This window comes from Streptomyces sp. BA2, from assembly GCF_009769735.1.
Classification (GTDB): domain Bacteria; phylum Actinomycetota; class Actinomycetes; order Streptomycetales; family Streptomycetaceae; genus Streptomyces.
In genome coordinates this window covers 4,698,751-4,715,307 of record NZ_WSRO01000002.1, presented here as the reverse complement: position 1 = coordinate 4,715,307, position 16,557 = coordinate 4,698,751, and the positions used below count along the sequence as shown (strand labels likewise).

General features: G+C 70.0%; 14 protein-coding genes. 6 read left to right on the top strand and 8 right to left on the bottom strand.

The genetic code is table 11. The annotated features are described in order from the left end of the window. Window position 1: 1 nt before the first annotated feature. From E5671_RS23935 to E5671_RS23915, 5 genes are all read left to right on the top strand, one after another. Complete coding sequence (locus E5671_RS23935; RefSeq protein WP_160505995.1) at window positions 2–1,576, top strand: sensor histidine kinase; 1,575 nt, start codon at window positions 2–4, stop codon at window positions 1,574–1,576. 26 nt (window positions 1,577–1,602) lie between these two features. After that, window positions 1,603–2,979 (top strand): bifunctional glycosyltransferase family 2/GtrA family protein, encoded by a 1,377-nt coding sequence (locus E5671_RS23930; RefSeq protein ID WP_160505994.1) that lies wholly within the window; start codon window positions 1,603–1,605, stop codon window positions 2,977–2,979. Continuing rightward, window positions 2,976–5,141 carry an ArnT family glycosyltransferase gene (locus tag E5671_RS23925; RefSeq protein ID WP_160505993.1) on the top strand — a complete coding sequence of 722 codons (2,166 nt, stop codon included), beginning with the start codon at window positions 2,976–2,978 and terminating at the stop codon, window positions 5,139–5,141. Before E5671_RS23930 ends, E5671_RS23925 begins: the two co-directional genes overlap by 4 nt. 100 nt (window positions 5,142–5,241) lie before the next feature. Then, a complete protein-coding gene (locus E5671_RS23920; RefSeq protein WP_160505992.1) occupies window positions 5,242–6,759 on the top strand; it encodes an MFS transporter in 1,518 nt (505 codons plus the stop codon). A gap of 131 nt (window positions 6,760–6,890) precedes the next feature. After that, window positions 6,891–7,661, top strand: coding sequence for a TetR/AcrR family transcriptional regulator (locus E5671_RS23915; protein WP_160505991.1), 771 nt, complete (start codon window positions 6,891–6,893; stop codon window positions 7,659–7,661). Window positions 7,662–7,681: 20 nt separating this feature from the next. Here E5671_RS23915 and E5671_RS23910 read toward each other — a convergent pair whose 3' ends face one another. From E5671_RS23910 to E5671_RS23895, 4 genes are all read right to left on the bottom strand, one after another. Then, a complete protein-coding gene (locus E5671_RS23910; RefSeq protein WP_160505990.1) occupies window positions 7,682–8,143 on the bottom strand; it encodes a PPOX class F420-dependent oxidoreductase in 462 nt (153 codons plus the stop codon). Window positions 8,144–8,613: 470 nt separating this feature from the next. Then, the gene (locus E5671_RS23905; RefSeq protein ID WP_160505989.1) at window positions 8,614–9,432 is read right to left on the bottom strand and encodes a YceI family protein; all 819 of its coding nucleotides are present in this window, start codon (window positions 9,430–9,432) and stop codon (window positions 8,614–8,616) included. A 171-nt stretch (window positions 9,433–9,603) separates the two neighbouring features. Beyond that, window positions 9,604–12,141 (bottom strand): MFS transporter, encoded by a 2,538-nt coding sequence (locus E5671_RS23900; RefSeq protein WP_160505988.1) that lies wholly within the window; start codon window positions 12,139–12,141, stop codon window positions 9,604–9,606. A gap of 14 nt (window positions 12,142–12,155) precedes the next feature. Continuing rightward, complete coding sequence (locus E5671_RS23895) at window positions 12,156–12,635, bottom strand: MarR family transcriptional regulator (protein ID WP_160505987.1); 480 nt, start codon at window positions 12,633–12,635, stop codon at window positions 12,156–12,158. A gap of 172 nt (window positions 12,636–12,807) precedes the next feature. Here E5671_RS23895 and E5671_RS23890 point away from each other — a divergent pair, with 172 nt between their 5' ends. Continuing rightward, complete coding sequence (locus E5671_RS23890; RefSeq protein WP_160505986.1) at window positions 12,808–13,014, top strand: hypothetical protein; 207 nt, start codon at window positions 12,808–12,810, stop codon at window positions 13,012–13,014. 106 nt (window positions 13,015–13,120) lie between these two features. Here E5671_RS23890 and E5671_RS23885 read toward each other — a convergent pair whose 3' ends face one another. The 4 genes from E5671_RS23885 to E5671_RS23870 form a co-directional block, all read right to left on the bottom strand. Beyond that, window positions 13,121–13,870, bottom strand: a complete 750-nt coding sequence (locus tag E5671_RS23885; protein WP_160505985.1) for a hypothetical protein — start codon at window positions 13,868–13,870, stop codon at window positions 13,121–13,123. Between the two features lie 110 nt (window positions 13,871–13,980). Continuing rightward, entirely contained in the window at window positions 13,981–14,856 is an 876-nt protein-coding gene (locus tag E5671_RS23880) for an RNA polymerase sigma factor SigF (RefSeq protein WP_160505984.1), read from the bottom strand. A 243-nt stretch (window positions 14,857–15,099) separates the two neighbouring features. Beyond that, window positions 15,100–15,996 (bottom strand): SigB/SigF/SigG family RNA polymerase sigma factor, encoded by an 897-nt coding sequence (locus tag E5671_RS23875; protein WP_160505983.1) that lies wholly within the window; start codon window positions 15,994–15,996, stop codon window positions 15,100–15,102. Between the two features lie 236 nt (window positions 15,997–16,232). Continuing rightward, complete coding sequence (locus E5671_RS23870; protein WP_160505982.1) at window positions 16,233–16,526, bottom strand: Dabb family protein; 294 nt, start codon at window positions 16,524–16,526, stop codon at window positions 16,233–16,235. Window positions 16,527–16,557: the final 31 nt, after the last annotated feature.

Here is a 16,557-nt window from a genome sequence, read left to right as displayed (position 1 = left end):
GATGAAGCGGCGGCGGCAGCCGCGGTCGTTGCGGACGCGGCTCGTCGTCTCGGCGGTGGCGCTGATCGCCGTCGTCTGCGCGGTGATCGGCACGGTGACGACCATCGCGCTGCGCTCGCACCTGTACGAGCAACTGGACAAGTCGCTCGGTGCCGTGGCGATGCGTGCGTCAGGGCCGGTACCCAAGCCCGGTGAGGACGTGCCCGGCGGTCTGTCCGAGGATTCGGGCGGCCCACTGCGGTTCGTCTCCAAGGGGCCCCAGGAGGTCGGCACCATCGGGGCCGTCGTCGAGGACGACGGCTCGGTCGGCCAGGCCCTGGTCAGCGACGAGCCGGACACCGGCACCTTCGAGCCGAAGACGGACCGGCTCGACGCGGCGCAGTCCGCGGCCCTCGGCTCCGTGCCGCGTGACGCGAAGCCGCACAACGTCGACATCCCCGGCCTCGGCGAGTACCGCGTGGAGTACGCGTCAGGTCCCCACGGCGACTTCCTCGTCGGCATCCCCACGGACAAGGTGCAGAACACTCTCGAGACGCTGATCATCGTCGAGGTCAGCGTCACCGCCGCGGGCCTGGTCGCCGCCTCGCTAGCGGGCGCCGCCATGGTCGGCGTCGCGCTGCGCCCGCTGCGCCGGGTCGCGGCGACCGCGACCCGGGTCTCCGAACTCCCCCTGCACAGCGGCGAGGTGACGCTGTACGAACGCGTCCCCGACGCGGAGCCGAACACGGAGGTCGGGCAGGTGGGCGCCGCGCTCAACCGCATGCTCGACCACGTGCACTCCGCGCTGCACGCGCGCCAGGAGAGCGAGACGCGGGTACGTCAGTTCGTCGCGGACGCCAGCCATGAGCTGCGTACGCCGCTCGCGTCGATCCGCGGATACGCCGAACTCACGCGCAGGGGGCGGGAGTCGATGGGCCCCGATACGCGGCACGCGCTCGGCCGGATCGAGTCCGAGGCCCAGCGGATGACGGGTCTCGTGGAGGACCTGCTGCTGCTCGCCCGCCTCGACGAGGGGCGTGACATCTCGTGTCAGAGCCATCAGAGCCGTCAGAGCCATCAGAGCTGTCAGAGCACTGATCTCTCGCCGCTGGTCGTGGACACCGTGAGCGACGCGCGAGCCGCAGGACCCGAGCACATCTGGTCCCTGGAGCTGCCTGACGAGCCCGCGCTCGTCCTCGCCGACGCGGCCCGCCTCCACCAGGTCGTCGTCAACCTCCTCGCCAACGCGCGTACGCATACGCCACCGGGCACCAAGGTCACCGCACGGGTGCGGCGGTCAGGCCCCGCCGTCTGCCTGGAGGTCGAGGACAACGGGCCCGGCATCGCCCCCGCCCTCCTCCCCCACGTCTTCGAGCGCTTCGCCCGCGGCGACGCCTCGCGCTCACGCAACGCCGGGTCCACAGGGCTCGGCCTTGCCCTCGTGCAGGCCATCGTGGCGGCGCACGGCGGCGGGGTGACGGTGGACAGCGTGCCGGGGCGGACGGTCTTCACGGTGACACTGCCTGCGGGATCCGAGCAGGTCAGCGATACCGGCCAGCACTCACAGGCGGGCCACAGGCTCACCACACGGCCCTGACAGACCACTTGGCGAATGTCGGTGCCATGCAAACCGACTCTTCCCCGGACGCTTCCCCGGAGGCTTCTCCGGGCGGCGCTTGCTCGGTCCCTCTGCCGGCACGGGCACACCTTCCACGGGCACATCCCGCCGGGCGGCGCGATGCGCCCGTCCTGGACATCGTGATCCCCGTCTACAACGAGGAGAAGGATCTGGGGCCGTGCGTGCTGCGCCTGCACGACCACCTCGTCCGCACCTTCCCCTACCCCTTCCGCATCACCATCGCGGACAACGCCTCCACGGACCGCACTCCCGAGGTGGCGGCGCGGCTCGCGGCGTCCGGCGAAGAGGTCCGCTACACGCGCCTTGAGCAGAAGGGGCGCGGGCGTGCCCTGCGTGCCGTGTGGTCCGCCTCGGACGCCCCCGTCCTCGCCTACATGGACGTGGACCTGTCCACCGACCTGAACGCGCTGCTCCCGTTGGTGGCGCCGCTCATCTCCGGGCACTCCGACCTGGCGATCGGCTCCCGGCTCGCGCGCAGTTCACGTGTGGTGCGCGGCCCCAAGCGGGAGTTCATCTCGCGTACGTACAACCTCATCCTGCGCGGCTCTCTGCACGCGCGCTTCTCCGACGCCCAGTGCGGGTTCAAGGCGATCAGGGGTGACGTGGCGGGGGTGCTGCTTCCGCTGGTCGAGGACACGGGGTGGTTCTTCGACACGGAGATGCTGGTGCTCGCCGAGCGCGCGGGCCTGCGCATCCACGAGGTGCCTGTCGACTGGGTCGACGACCCGAACTCGACCGTCCACCTGGTCAAGACGGCCACGGACGACCTCAAGGGGGTGTGGCGGGTCGGGCGCGCCCTCGCGGTCGGCGCGCTCCCGCTCGACCGTCTCGCGCGCCCCTTCGGAGACGACCCGCGCGACCGGCAACTGACCGGTGTACCAGGCGGGTTGGCCCGCCAGCTGGTCGGCTTCTGTGTGGTCGGCGCGCTCTCCACGCTCTTCTATCTGCTCCTGTACTCCGGCTTCCGTACGTTCTCGGGCTCGCAGGTGGCCAACGCCCTCGCCCTGCTCGTATCTGCCGTCGCCAACACGGCCGCCAACCGCCGGCTGACCTTCGGGGTGCGCGGCCGTGACCGCGCGATGCGGCACCAGGCGCAGGGCCTGGTCGTGTTCGGCATCGGCCTCGCTCTGACCAGCGGTTCGCTGGCCGCCCTCGGCGCGGCGTCGGGCGACCCGTCCCACTCCACGGAACTCGCCGTGCTGATAGCCGCCAACCTCGCGGCGACGGTCCTGCGGTTCCTGCTGCTTCGGGCCTGGGTCTTCCCGGAGCGCCGCTCCGATCCGGCGCCGCTGCCCGACGCCTCGTCCTCGTACTCCTCGTACGAGCCCGCTTACGCACACGACCCGAGGAACGCACGATGACGACGACTTCCCCGCCTGCGCCGCTGCACGCGGCGCCGGGTGCGCGAGCCCATCGGGGCCCGCGCACGCTGCCCGCGCGCCTCTGGCGCGGACGCCCCGACGACCCGCGCTGGGCGCGCCCCGCCTTCCTGGGGCTACTCCTCGCGACCGCGGTCCTCTACCTCTGGAACCTCAGCGCGTCCGGCTACGCCAACTCCTTCTACTCCGCGGCCGTTCAGGCAGGCAGCCAGAGCTGGAAGGCGATGTTCTTCGGCTCGCTCGACGCGGGCAACGCGATCACCGTCGACAAGCCCCCGGCCGCGCTCTGGCCGATGGCGCTCTCCGTACGCCTCTTCGGGCTCAACTCCTGGGCGGTCCTTGCCCCGCAGGTGCTCATGGGCGTCGCGACGGTCGGTGTGCTCTATGCCGCCGTACGTCGCCGCTTCAGCCCGGCGGCCGGGCTGATCGCGGGCGCGGTGCTCGCGCTGACGCCCGTCGCCGCGCTGATGTTCCGGTTCAACAATCCGGACGCGCTGCTTGCGCTCCTGATGACGGTCACCGTGTACTGCGTCCTGCGCGCCCTGGAGCACGGCCGCACCAAGTGGCTGGTGTGGGCGGGCGTCGCGGTCGGCCTCGCCTTCCTGACCAAGACGCTGCAGGCGTTCCTGATCCTGCCGCCGCTCGCCGCCCTGTACGCGGTGTGCGCACCCGTGCGGCTGCGCAAGCGCTTCGGTCAACTCGCCCTCTCCGGGCTCGCGATGGTCGTCGCGGGCGGCTGGTGGGTCGCGATCGTGGAGCTGTGGCCCGCGTCATCGCGCCCGTACATCGGCGGCTCGCAGAACAACTCCTTCCTGGAGCTGACCTTCGGTTACAACGGCCTCGGACGCATCAACGGTGAGGAGACCGGCAGCGTGGGCGGCGGGGGAGGCCCCGGCGGCGGCGGTGGCGGCGGTGGTGGCGGTGGCGGTCAGTGGGGCGAGACCGGGCTCGGGCGGATGTTCAACTCCGAGGTCGGCAGCCAGATCTCCTGGCTGATCCCCGCCGCGCTGATCCTGCTCGTCGGCGGCATCGTCCTCACCTGGAAGGCCCGCAGGACCGACACCGCGCGCTCGGCGTTCGTGGCGTGGGGCAGCGCGCTCCTGATGACGGCGGCCGTCTTCAGCTTCATGGCGGGGATCTTCCACCAGTACTACACGATCGCCCTCGCCCCCTACATCGCGGCGCTGATCGGCATGGGCGCCACGGTCCTGTGGGAGGAGCGGGCCAAGTGGTGGGCGGGCGCGCTGCTCGGAGTGAGCGTCGCGGGGACGGCGTGGTGGGGCTACGTCCTGCTCGGCCGTACGCCCGACTACGTGCCGTGGCTGCGCTGGGCGGTGCTCGTCGGCGGCCTCGTGGGCGCGCTCGGCCTGCTGCTCACGGCGCGGCTCGGGCGTCAATTCGCCCTCGCGGCAGTGGGGCTGAGCCTCGCCGCTTCCTTGGCGGGGCTGGTCGCGTACACCCTCTCCACCGTGAACAGCGCGCACACCGGGTCGATCGTGACGGCGGGCCCCGCGTCGGCGGGCGGTATGGGAGGGCCTGGCGGAGGCGGTGGTCGGCCGGGTGGCGGCGGTGGTGGCGGTGGCGGTGGCGGTGGCGGGATGCAGCCTCCCGGTCAGAACGGGCAGCAGGGTCAGAACGGCAAGCAGGGCAACAACAACGCCATGCGGCCCCCCACCGGTGGCCAGCCCCAGGGCGGCCAGCAGCGCACCATGCCCGGCGGCGGAACCGCCGAGCGCGGTGGCATGGGCGGAGGCGGCATGGGCGGCCTCCTCGACGGGGCCCAGGTCAGCAGCAAGGCCAAGAAGCTCCTGGAAGAGGACGCCTCGGACTACACCTGGTCGGCGGCGGCCATCGGCTCGCAGAACGCCGCGAGCTACCAACTCGCCACCGGCGACCCGGTGATGGCCATCGGCGGCTTCAACGGCAGCGATCCGTCCCCGACCCTCGCGCAGTTCAAGCAGTACGTCGAGGACGGAAAGGTCCACTACTTCATCTCGGGCGGCGGCATGGGAGGCGGCGGCGGAGGTGGCATGGGAGGCGACAGCGGCACCTCCTCCAAGATCAGCTCCTGGGTGGAGGACACCTTCAAGAAGGTCACGGTCGGCAGCGCGACCTTCTACGACCTGACCCAGCCGAAGAGCTGACCCAGCCGAAGAACTGACGGCGCCTTGTACGCCGTACGGGAGATGCTTTACGGTGTACGTCGCTGACCACACGTACACCGTATAAGCAGAAGGAGAGGGCATGACGGCAACGACGACCGCCGAGACCCCCACCGCCCCCCAGGGCCACCCCCAACGCTGGCTGATCCTCGGCGTCATCTGCCTGGCCCAGCTCACCGTCCTCCTGGACAACACCGTCCTGAACGTCGCCATCCCCTCCCTCACCGAGGAGCTGGACGCGTCCACGGCCGACATCCAGTGGATGATCAACGCCTACTCGCTCGTCCAGTCCGGGCTCCTGCTCACGGCGGGCAGCGCGTCCGACCGTTACGGCCGCAAGAAGATGCTCACCGCGGGCCTCGCCCTCTTCGGCATCGGCTCGCTGGTCGCGGGCCTCGCCCAGTCGTCGACGCAGCTCATCGCCGCGCGGGCCGGGATGGGCATAGGCGGCGCGCTCCTGATCACCACCACGCTCGCCGTGATCGTGCAGATTTTCGACGACACCGAGCGGATGAAGGCGATCGGCCTCTGGTCGACCGTCAACTCCCTCGGCTTCGCCGTCGGCCCGCTGATGGGCGGGGTCATGCTCAACCACTTCTGGTGGGGCGCGATCTTCCTGATCAACATCCCCGTCGTGATCGTCGCGCTCGCCGCGGTCGTGAAGCTGGTCCCCGAGTCCAAGAACCCGCAGGGGGACCGACCCGACCTGCTCGGCGCGCTGCTCTCCACCATCGGCATGGCCTCGGTCGTCTACGCGATCATCTCCGGCCCCGAGCACGGCTGGACGTCGACGCAGGTGCTCGTCGCGGCCGCCGTGGGCGTGGTCGTCCTCGGCGTCTTCGTCGTGTGGGAGCTGCGCATCCCGTACCCCATGCTGGACATGCACTTCTTCCGCAACCAGCGCTTCATCGGCGCCGTCGCGGGCGCCATCCTGGTCGCCTTCGGCATGGGCGGCTCGCTGTTCCTGCTCACCCAGCACCTCCAGTTCGTCCTCGGTTACGAGCCGTTGGAGGCGGGCCTGCGCACGGCGCCGCTCGCGATCACCGTCGTCGCGCTCAACCTCACCGGCCTCGGAGCGCGGCTCCTGAAGCGGACGAGCACCCCCGCGACGATCGCCATCGGCATGAGCCTGCTCTCCGCGGGCCTCGCCGCGATCGCCGTGCTCGGCGGCGACAACTACGCCGGGATGCTGGCCGGTCTCATCGTGATGGGCGCGGGTATCGCGTTCGCCATGCCCGCCATGGCCAACGCGATCATGAGCGCCATCCCGCCGGAGAAGGCGGGCGTGGGCGCGGGCGTCAACGGCACGCTCGCGGAGTTCGGCAACGGTCTGGGCGTGGCCGTGCTCGGCGCTGTCCTGAACTCACGCTTCGCCTCGCTCGTCACCGTCTCCGCGGTCTCGCTGCCCGCCGCGCTCGCCGCGGCCGGGTCGGACGCCGAACGCACGAGGATCGCCGACGCGTTCTCCTCGGGTCTGGAGACCAGTCAGCTGGTGGGCGCGGTGGCCGTGCTGCTCGGGGGCATGCTGGCAGCCGCGTTGCTGAAGCGTGCGGAGAGGGCAGACTCTGCGAAGACGGACCCGGCAGCGGCGTCCGCATAGCATCGACGGGTGGGCGGCGGACCGGCCTGTTCCGGTCTGTCGCCCGCCTCGGAACCACCGGTATCCGGTATTCGGGACCGCTATCCGGGTACGCCACAAGAGCTCAGAACCAGGAACCAGGAAGGTGCGCCATGGCGAAGGCAGCCGACCGCGCGAAGCGCCCCGCGCGGACCAGCGTCTGGCTGGAGGGCAAAGCCCCCCGGAACGGCGCGGGCCGCAGGAGTGATCAGCCGTCGGGCCTGGACCGCGAGCGCATTACGGAGGCCACGGTCCGTCTCCTGGACGAGGAGGGCCTCGCCAAGTTCTCGATGCGGCGCCTGGCGGCGGACCTGAACGTCACGGCGATGTCCGTGTACTGGTACGTCGACACCAAGGACGACCTACTCGAACTGGCCCTTGACGCGGTCGCCGGGGAGATGGTCCTGCCGGACCCGGACGCGGTCACACCCGGCCGGTGGCGCGAGACGCTGCGCGAACTGGCCGAGGAGTACCGGGGGTTGCTGGTCCGGCACGCCTGGGTGTCGCCGCTGGTCGGCAACTTCCTCAACATCGGCCCGAACTGGATCAAGTTCTCGCTCGCCGTGCAGGGAGTGGTCCGCGGGACCGGCCTGCCGGCGGAGAAGCAGGCCGGGGCGATCGCCGCCGTCTTCCAGTTCGTGTACGGATTCGGCACGGTGCAGGGCCACTACATCGCGCGGTGCGCGGCCGCGGGGCTCACTCCGGAGGAGTACTTCAAGGAAGCGATGGGCGCGGTCAGCGCTCACCCCGCCCTTGAGGAGACCCTGCACAGCTCCACCGACATGATGGAGGCGCGGGGCGGGTCCACGGTGGAGGAGATGTGGGAGCTGGACTTCGCCGTTGCCCTGGACCTGCTGGTCGCGGGAATCGAGGCAACGTTGTAGCGCTTTCGCTTTCGCTAGCGCTAGGCCTTGGCGGGCGGGAAGCCGCCGGTGGCCACCGGGCCCCATCGCTCCGGGGTGATCCGGATGATGGACTTGCCCTGCTTCACCATGGCCTCGCGGTACTCGTCCCAGTCCGGGTGCTCGCCGGAGATGTTCCGGAAGTACTCGACCAGGGGCTCCACCGAAGCCGGGGAGTCGATGACCTCGGCCGTGCCGTCGATCTGGACCCAGGGGCCGTTCCACTCGTCGCTCAGCACGATGATGCTGACCCGCGGATTCCGCTTGGCGTTCCGCGTCTTGGCGCGCTCCGGGTAGGTGGACACCACGATCCGCCCGGCGTCGTCGACGCCGCAGGTCAGGGGGGATCCCTGCGGGGCGCCGTCCGCGCGGGCGGTGAGCAGGATCGCCCGGTGACGGGGCCGGACGAAGTCCAGCAACTCCTCCAGGGATACGGCGGTGTTGGACGCGATGTTGGCTGCCATGCGGGCACCCTACGCCGGGGGCGGCGGGGGGGGGCGGGGTCGTGTCTCCCCCACCCACCCGCCCGTAACCCCGCATCCACCCCTGGACGAACAAGCTCTCCCGCCCACCCACCCGATCACCCGCGTCCGCCCCTGGACGAACAAGCTCTCCCGCCCACCCACCCGATCACCCGCGTCCGCCCCTGGACGAACAAGCTCTCCCGCCCACCCACCCCCTGGCACCGCGGGGCAATCGGGCGGGTGGGTGGGAAAGCTCGTTCGTGCAGGGGTGGATGCGGGGTAAACGGGTGGGCGGGTGGGAGAGGCTTTGGGGCAGCCGATGCCGTGGGGTACCCGGTCGAACCGCCGTTAGCCCTGCGGGAGAGGCTTTGGCGTAGCCGTAGCTGCGGGGTACCCCGTCGAAGCGCCGCTGGCCCTGCGGGAGAGGCTTTGGCGGAGCCGTTGCCGCGGGGTACCCGGTCGAGCCGCCGCTAGCCCTGGGGGAGGGAGTCCCCCTGTACCGCCTGGATGTCCAGCTCCACCCGCAGCGTCGTGCCGATCGCCGAGATCCCCGCCTGCACCACCTGGTTGTAGTTCATGGCGAAGTCCTCCCGCCGCAGCTCCGCCGTGGCCCGGAAGGCCGCGCGGGTTCCGCCCCAGGGGTCAGCCCCCGTGCCGAGGTAGCTAAGGTCCAGGTCGACCGGCCGTACGACACCGTGCATCTGCAGCTCCCCATGGACCGTCCAGCGGTCCGAGCCGGCGGGCGTGAGCCCGGACGACCGGTAGGTGAGCTCCGGGTACTGGTCCACGTCCAGGAAGTCGGGCGACTTCAGGTGACCGTCCCGCATGCCGTTGCCGGTGTCGATCGAGGACGACTTGATGGACGCCTCCACACGCGACTTCTCCACGTCCTCCGCGATCTCCACCCTCCCCCCGAACTCCGTGAACCGGCCGTGCACGCTGGTGATCCCCAGATGCTGGGCGACCGCGCCCACGGTGGAGTGCGCGGGGTCGATGGTCCAAGGGCCGGGCGGCGGCAGCTCCGTGCCGCCCTGCCTGGCCAGGACGATGTTGCCCACCTCGGCACGGCCGCTCGCCGTGACGAGCGCGGTCGAGGCCACGGGCGCGTAGCCGACCGCCGTGACGATCACGGTGTACGGGCCCGGGGGCAGTTCCGTCGCGTCGCGCACGGCACCCTCCCCGTCCGCCGCGGCCCGCAGCACCTGCGTACCGGTCATATCGGTGAGGGTGACGACGGCGTGCGACACCGCCCACCCGTCGCGCGTCCGGATCCGAGCGCTGAGTCCCATCCCGTTTCTCCTTGCCAAAGCCAAAAGCCCAAAAGCTCAAAAAGAGTGCGGCCCCCGGCGGCGGTGACACGGCCGTCCCCTGCCGTGTACGTCACCGCCGACCCGGGGGCCCTTTCCCAACCGGCCCGTGCGCGCGCATCCGCTCGAAGCGCGCGCACGGGCCGGGGTCAACTACTCGCCGGGGTGGGAGAGTTCGATGTCGTGGTCGCCGACACCTTCACCGGCGACGGTCAGGCCCGTCGCCACCGGCGGGTAACCGGTCGCGATGACCGTGTACTCGCCGCTGTCCAGGTCGGTGAAGGCGTACGCGCCGTCGGACCCGGTGGTCGCGGTGGCGACGACGTTGCCCGCCGCGTCCACCAGCGTGACCCGCGCGTCGTTCAGCGGACCGCCCGCCGCACGCACCGTGCCGAGCACCTGCGCACCGGAGTTCAGCTCGACCTCGACCCGGGTGACGCCGACCGCGCCGACCTCGACGGGCAGCGCCATCGGGCGGTGCCCCGCGGCGTTCACCGCGATGGTGACCTGGCCGGGGACCAGCTCGGCGAAGGTGAACTCGCCCTGCTCACCGGTGAGCCCGGTGGCCAGGACGTCGCCGCGCACGTCGGTCACGATGACCATCGCGCCCGCGACCGGCAGCTTGCCGTCGGAGGCCCGCACCACACCGCTGAGGCCGCTCGTGCCGCTCAGCAGGATGTCGTACGCGAGGGCCTCGTCGGAGACGACGATCGTGGAGGCCTGCGGCTGGAAACCGTCGGCCGACGCGATCAGTACGTACGAGCCCGCGCCGGGGGCGTCGACCGCGTAGGAGCCGTCGCCCTGCGCCACCGCACGGCCCAGCTGCCGTCCCCCGAGGGAGATCAGCGTGACCGCGGCCCGCGGGACCGGAGTGCTCTCCGCGCCACGGACGAAGCCGTGGACCGGAGTGCCGCCGCCGGTGGTCTGCAGGGGGGCGTCACCGGTGGCCGACGAGGCGACCGCGGCGAGCTTCTGCGTGCCGTCGGGGCCCGCTTCGGTGTGTGCGCCGACGGAGGCGAGGACCGGCTGCTCGTCGGCGCCCGCGGAGGCCGACCCGGCGCCCGTCGGGGCAGCGGCCGGAGTCTCGGCGGCCTGGGCGAGCCCACCCGACGTACGCAACGGAACCTCCTTGATGAACAGCGTGATCAGGAGCGCGATGAGCGCCATCGGCGCGGCGATCAGGAAGACGTCGGCGATGCCGTGCCCGTAGGCGCTCTCCATGACCGTGCGGAACGGCTCCGGGAGCTTGTCCAGGTCCGGGATGCCGCCGCCGCCCGTGCCGCCGTGCCCCATGCCGGCCGCCTTCGGACCGAGGTCCTCCAGGCCGTCCTTCACGTAGTCGGTGATGCGCGTCGACATCACGGCGCCGAGCGCCGAGACACCCATGGCGCCGCCGAGGGAACGGAAGAAGGTGACGACCGAGCTCGCGGAGCCGAGGTCCTCGGGAGCGACCTGGTTCTGCGTGGCGAGCACGAGGTTCTGCATCATCATGCCGACGCCGAGCCCCATCAGCGCCATGAAGATCGCGATGTGCCAGTACTCGGTGTCGTACCGGATCGTGCCCAGCAGGCCGAGGCCCGCGGTCAGGAGCACACCGCCGGAGACCAGCCAGGCCTTCCACTTGCCGGTCTTGGTGATGACCTGTCCGGAGACCGTCGAGGAGACGAACAGACCGGCGATCATCGGGATCGTCATGACGCCGGACATCGTCGGCGACTTGTCGCGCGCCAGCTGGAAGTACTGGCTGAAGAACACCGTGCCCGCGAACATCGCGACACCCACGAAGAGCGAGGCGAGCGAGGCGAGGGTGATGGTGCGGTTGCGGAAGAGCCGCAGCGGGATGATCGGCTCGCTCGCCTTGGACTCGACGAGCAGGAAGATCAGGCCGAGGACGATCGAACCGCCGACCATGGCGCCGGTCTGCCAGGACATCCAGTCGTACTTGTCACCCGCGAAGGTCACCCAGACCAGGAGCAGGGAGACGGCGGCCGAGATGAAGAAGGCGCCGCTCCAGTCGACCTTGACGTCCCGCTTCACGACGGGGAGCTTCAGGGTCTTCTGCAGCACGATCAGGGCGATGATCGCGAAGGGCACGCCGACGTAGAAGCACCAGCGCCAGCCGAGCCAGTCGGTGTCGGTGATGACACCGCCGAGCAGCGGGCCGCCGACGGTGGCGACGGCGAAGGTGGCGCCGAGGTAGCCGGAGTAGCGGCCGCGCTCGCGCGGGGCGATCATCGCGGCCATCACGATCTGCGCGAGGGCGGAGAGACCACCCACGCCGATGCCCTGGACGACACGGCAGGCGATCAGCATGCCGGCGCTCTGCGAGAGCCCGGCGACGACCGAACCGCCGACGTAGATGATCAGTGCTATCTGGACCAGGGCCTTCTTGCTGAAGAGGTCCGACAGCTTGCCCCACAGGGGCGTGGTCGCCGTCATCGCCAGGAGCGAGGCGGTGACGACCCAGGTGTAGGCGGACTGGCCGCCGCCCAGGTCGCCGATGATTTCAGGCAGGGCGTTGGAGACGATCGTCGACGACAGGATCGCGACGAACATGCCGAGCAGCAGGCCGGAAAGGGCCTCCATGATCTGGCGGTGCGTCATCGGAGCGTTCTCGTCGTGCGCCGCTCCGTGCGACGCTCCGTGCTTGGCGTGGCTGCCCCGCACACCGGATGGTGTGGTTGTTGCCATGGGCTTCCTCTTCGTTACGCGGGTGTACGGGTGGTCTCTTCCAAGGGGAGCCGGGCCGAAGCCGCACGGCAGTCCCCGAAGCTGTCGCGCAGGCGCGCGAGCAGCGTGCTGAGCTGGACGACCTCGTCGTCTGACCAGTCATGCAAGTAGTGGGTGAGTGTCCTGATGGACAGGTCGGACAGCTCATTGACCTTCGCCTTGCCCGTGGGCGTGAGGCGCAGGATCCGGGAGCGCTTGTCGGCGGGGTCGGGATCCCGCAGGATCCACTCCTTCTCGGCGACATGGGCCACGTGGCGACTGGTCACCGACATGTCCACGGCGAGCAGCTCGGCGAGCTTGCTCATCCGCATCTCTCCGTGCCGGTCGATCAGGACGAGTACGGCGGCGGACCCTGCCGGGCAGTCGTGCGGCAGCCCTCTTCCGAGACCACGTTTCACGGCGCCGATGGCGCTGAGCTGTCGGGCCAGCTCCTCGTAATGACGCTGCGCGGCCACGGCACCTCCTATGTTGTTGCTTAGGGCAACGATAGAGACAGTTGGTTGCCGCAGGCAAACTAAAACTGGACCAAGGCCCTAAAGAGTCGGCAAAGGTCTGGGGCCCGGCTCGTAAAGTCCATGGTCAGCGGGGGTTGGGCCGAGCCCCGTTGGTTCGCTAGGGTCCTGCGCTATGGCACACAACCCCCAGGGCCCCCAGAACACCCCCGACCCCTCCGGCAGCACGCAGATGTTCCGCGCCTTCGTCGACGAGTCCCCGCAGGGCGGCCGAGCCCAGCAGCCGGCGACAGCGTCCGCGGGCCCGCGCATCGGCCTGATCATCGGCGTCGTACTCGCGATCGCGGTGGTGGCGGGAGTGGCGTGGCTGGCGCTGAAGTAGACCTCCCGGCCGGGGCGGGCCGGGGCTGCGCCCCGTCAGGGGCGTTTTAGGGGCGCGGGGAACTGCGCGCTCAGCCACAAGCGACCCGCAGATCCAATAGAACCCGCTACTTCCACTTCACCGAGACGTCCCGGGTCTCAATATGCATGCCCAGCGGCACCCGCCATGGGTCCACGCAAACAGGCCAGGTCTTCTCAAGCCGCTGACCGGCGTCCAGTGCGGGCAGCTTCTCCGTGGACTTGATCGTGGCCCAGTCCACGCCAAGAGCACCGATGACGTGCGTCGCGAACGTCACCGTGCCCGAACGCACCGGTGATTCCCCGGTGTTGCGGAACGTGACGGTCACCTTCTCGCACCACCGGTCGTCCGCGGGCTTACGTTCCGGCGCGCTGACGCTCAGCTTCGCGGGGCCGCTGGGCGGTGCGCTGCTGCTTGGCGTGGTCGGGGGCGCCGAATCTCCGTCCGTACGCTCGGAGTTGTCACTGCCGTTCGCCGGGGCCGCGCTTTCCGGCGTGGTCGGGGACCCCGAAGCTGTCCGGCCGGAGGGCTTGCCGTCGGACGAGTTGTCGCCCTGGCTGCCGCCGGAACCGCCGTTCCTCTCCGGCGTGCCGGAGGTACCGCTCCCCTCCGGGGTGCCGGAGTTTTCGCCCTTGCCGCCGCCGGGCTCGTCGAGCGGCACGAACTCCACGTCCCCGGTGGGTGCAACTCCCTGCCCCGGCGCCCGCTCAGGGCTCGCCGCAGCCGGCCCCGTAGCCACATAACCGTCGCCGTCCTCGCTGCCGCAAGCAGCAAGGAGGCCGCCCAGGCACAGGGCAGCCGTAGACGCACCCAGTACGTTCCGCATGCCACGTCGCATCGCGCAAGTGTGGCTGACGGTTCGTCAATTAGGAACCCCGTCAGCAACTCGTGCTGCCTTACGGCAACTCCAGTCCCCCTGCGGCGCCTTGAGCCACAGGGGGAGTCCCGTCAGTCCGCGATGAGCCCTTCCCGGAGCTGCGAGAGCGTCCGCGTGAGCAGGCGCGAGACGTGCATCTGCGAGATGCCGACCTCCTCGCCGATCTGCGACTGCGTCATGTTCGCGAAGAAGCGCAGCATGATGATGCGGCGCTCGCGCGGCGGCAGTTTGGCGAGCAGAGGCTTGAGCGACTCGCGGTACTCGACGCCTTCGAGGGCGCTGTCCTCGTACCCCAGGCGGTCCGCGAGCGAGCCCTCGCCGCCGTCGTCCTCAGGGGCCGGGGAGTCGAGCGAGGATGCGGTGTACGCGTTCCCGACGGCCAGGCCGTCGACCACGTCCTCCTCGGAGACCCCGAGCGCCTTGGCGAGTTCGGGCACAGTCGGCGAGCGGTCCAGCTTCTGCGCCAGCTCGTCGCTCGTCTTCGTCAGCGCGAGCCGCAACTCCTGGAGGCGGCGCGGGACGCGCACCGACCAACTCGTGTCGCGGAAGAAGCGCTTGATCTCACCGACGACCGTCGGCATCGCGAACGTCGGGAATTCCACGCCCCGTTCGCAGTCGAAGCGGTCGATCGCCTTGATCAGGCCGATCGTTCCGACCTGGACGATGTCCTCCATCGGTTCGTTGCGGCTGCGGAAGCGCGCGGCCGCGTACCGGACGAGGGGGAGGTTGAGCTCGATCAGCGTGTCTCTCACATAGACACGCTCCGGGCTGTCCTGGTCGAGCGCGGCGAGCCGCAGGAACAGGGAGCGGGACAGGGTGCGGGTGTCGATGGCTCCGGAAGCCCCGGAAACAACTGAGCTCGGAAGCGCGTCGGGCGCTGATTCGCTCGGCGCTGATGCGCTCTTCGTGAGCGTGAGCACCTTCGAGCTGCCCTGGTCTGCGGACATGCCACCCCCTTGAGGTCGCGGACGGTCACGGCGGACGCTCCCGTCGGAGGAACGCAGCCTCCACCTGAATACCGGACGTGGGGCTGCGGCAAACGCGGTTCCAGCAGAATGTCACATGTCGGCAACACGCTGTAGTTACATGTCGACAAAGAAGGGTGACATCGATGCAGGAAAGAGGGGGTCTGGGGCTTTTCTGCTCGCGGGGCCGTCGGGAACCGCTGGAGAGCAGTCCACTCGATACGGTTACGCCTCGATACGGTTTGCGGATCGAAGTCGCGCGAAGCTTCTGGCCAGCAGTCTTGACACATGCATCTGAGAAACGCCCAATTCGGCGCTGATCTGTGATTGCGTCAGATTGCTGTAGTAGCGCAGAAGCAGGATGCGTTGTTCGCGCTCGGGCAGTTGGACGAGGAGATGGCGGACGAGATCGCGGTGCTCGACGCCGTCGAGCGCGGGGTCCTCATAGCCGAGCCGGTCGAGCAGACCGGGAAGCCCGTCGCCCTCCTGGGCGGCCTCCAACGACGTTGCGTGGTAAGAGCGTCCGGCCTCGATACAGGCCAGCACCTCCTCCTCGGTGATCCGAAGGCGCTCGGCGATCTCCGCGGTCGTGGGCGAGCGCCCGTGGGCCGTGGTGAGGTCCTCGGTCGCCCCGGTCACCTGCACCCACAGCTCGTGAAGACGGCGCGGCACATGGACCGTTCGTACGTTGTCGCGGAAGTACCGCTTGATCTCGCCGACCACGGTGGGCATCGCGAAGGTCGGGAACTGCACGCCGCGGTCGGGGTCGAAGCGGTCGATGGCGTTGATCAGGCCGATCGTGCCGACCTGGACGACGTCCTCCATCGGTTCGTTGCGGCTGCGGAAGCGAGCGGCGGCGTACCGCACCAGGGGCAGATTGGCCTCGATGAGAGCACCGCGGACGCGGCCGTGCTCGGGGCTGCCCGGTTCGAGTTCCTTGAGCTCGGCGAAGAGCACCTGGGTCAGGGCCCGGGTGTCGGCACCCCTGCTGCTGGGGGCGCTGGGGGTGCTGGGGGTACTCGGGGCGGTCTGCGCGTCCTGGAGGCCCGGCGCGCTCGGTGGGCCGGGGCTGCTCGCCTGCGGGGTCACGGGTGGCGCTTCGGGCGCAGTACTGGCCGGCACGGTCAACGCCACCCCTTCTCGGTCAAGCCCAATCAAGTCCTGTCGAGCTCAGTCAAGATCAGCCGACCTTGGTCAACTCATCCGTCAAAAGCGGTCATAGCATCACAAGACATGTGCACTGTGTGCAAGCACCCGATAACTACGTGTTGAGGGGCAAGTTGGGCCATAAGACGCAGAAAAGCCCCTCACCGTTCCGGTGAGGGGCCGCTTTTCGCGGGGCCGCTGAGCCGCGTCGCTCAGAACTCGTAGTCGGCGATCACCCACGTGGCGAACTCACGCCACAGGGCGACGCCCGCCTGGTGGGCCGGGTGCTCGATGTACCGCTTCAGCGCATCGGTGTCCTCGACCGCCGAGTTGATGGCGAAGTCGTACGCGATGGGCCGGTCGGTGATGTTCCAGTCGCACTCCCAGAACGTGAGCTCCGGGATCTGCTCGCCGAGCGCGCGGAAGGCCTTGACGCCCTCGACGACGCGCGGCTCGTCGCGCTCCACACCGTCGTTGAGCTTGAAGAGGACCAGATGGCGGATCATGCGCACTCCTGGGAAGCGGGGAGAGGAGAGT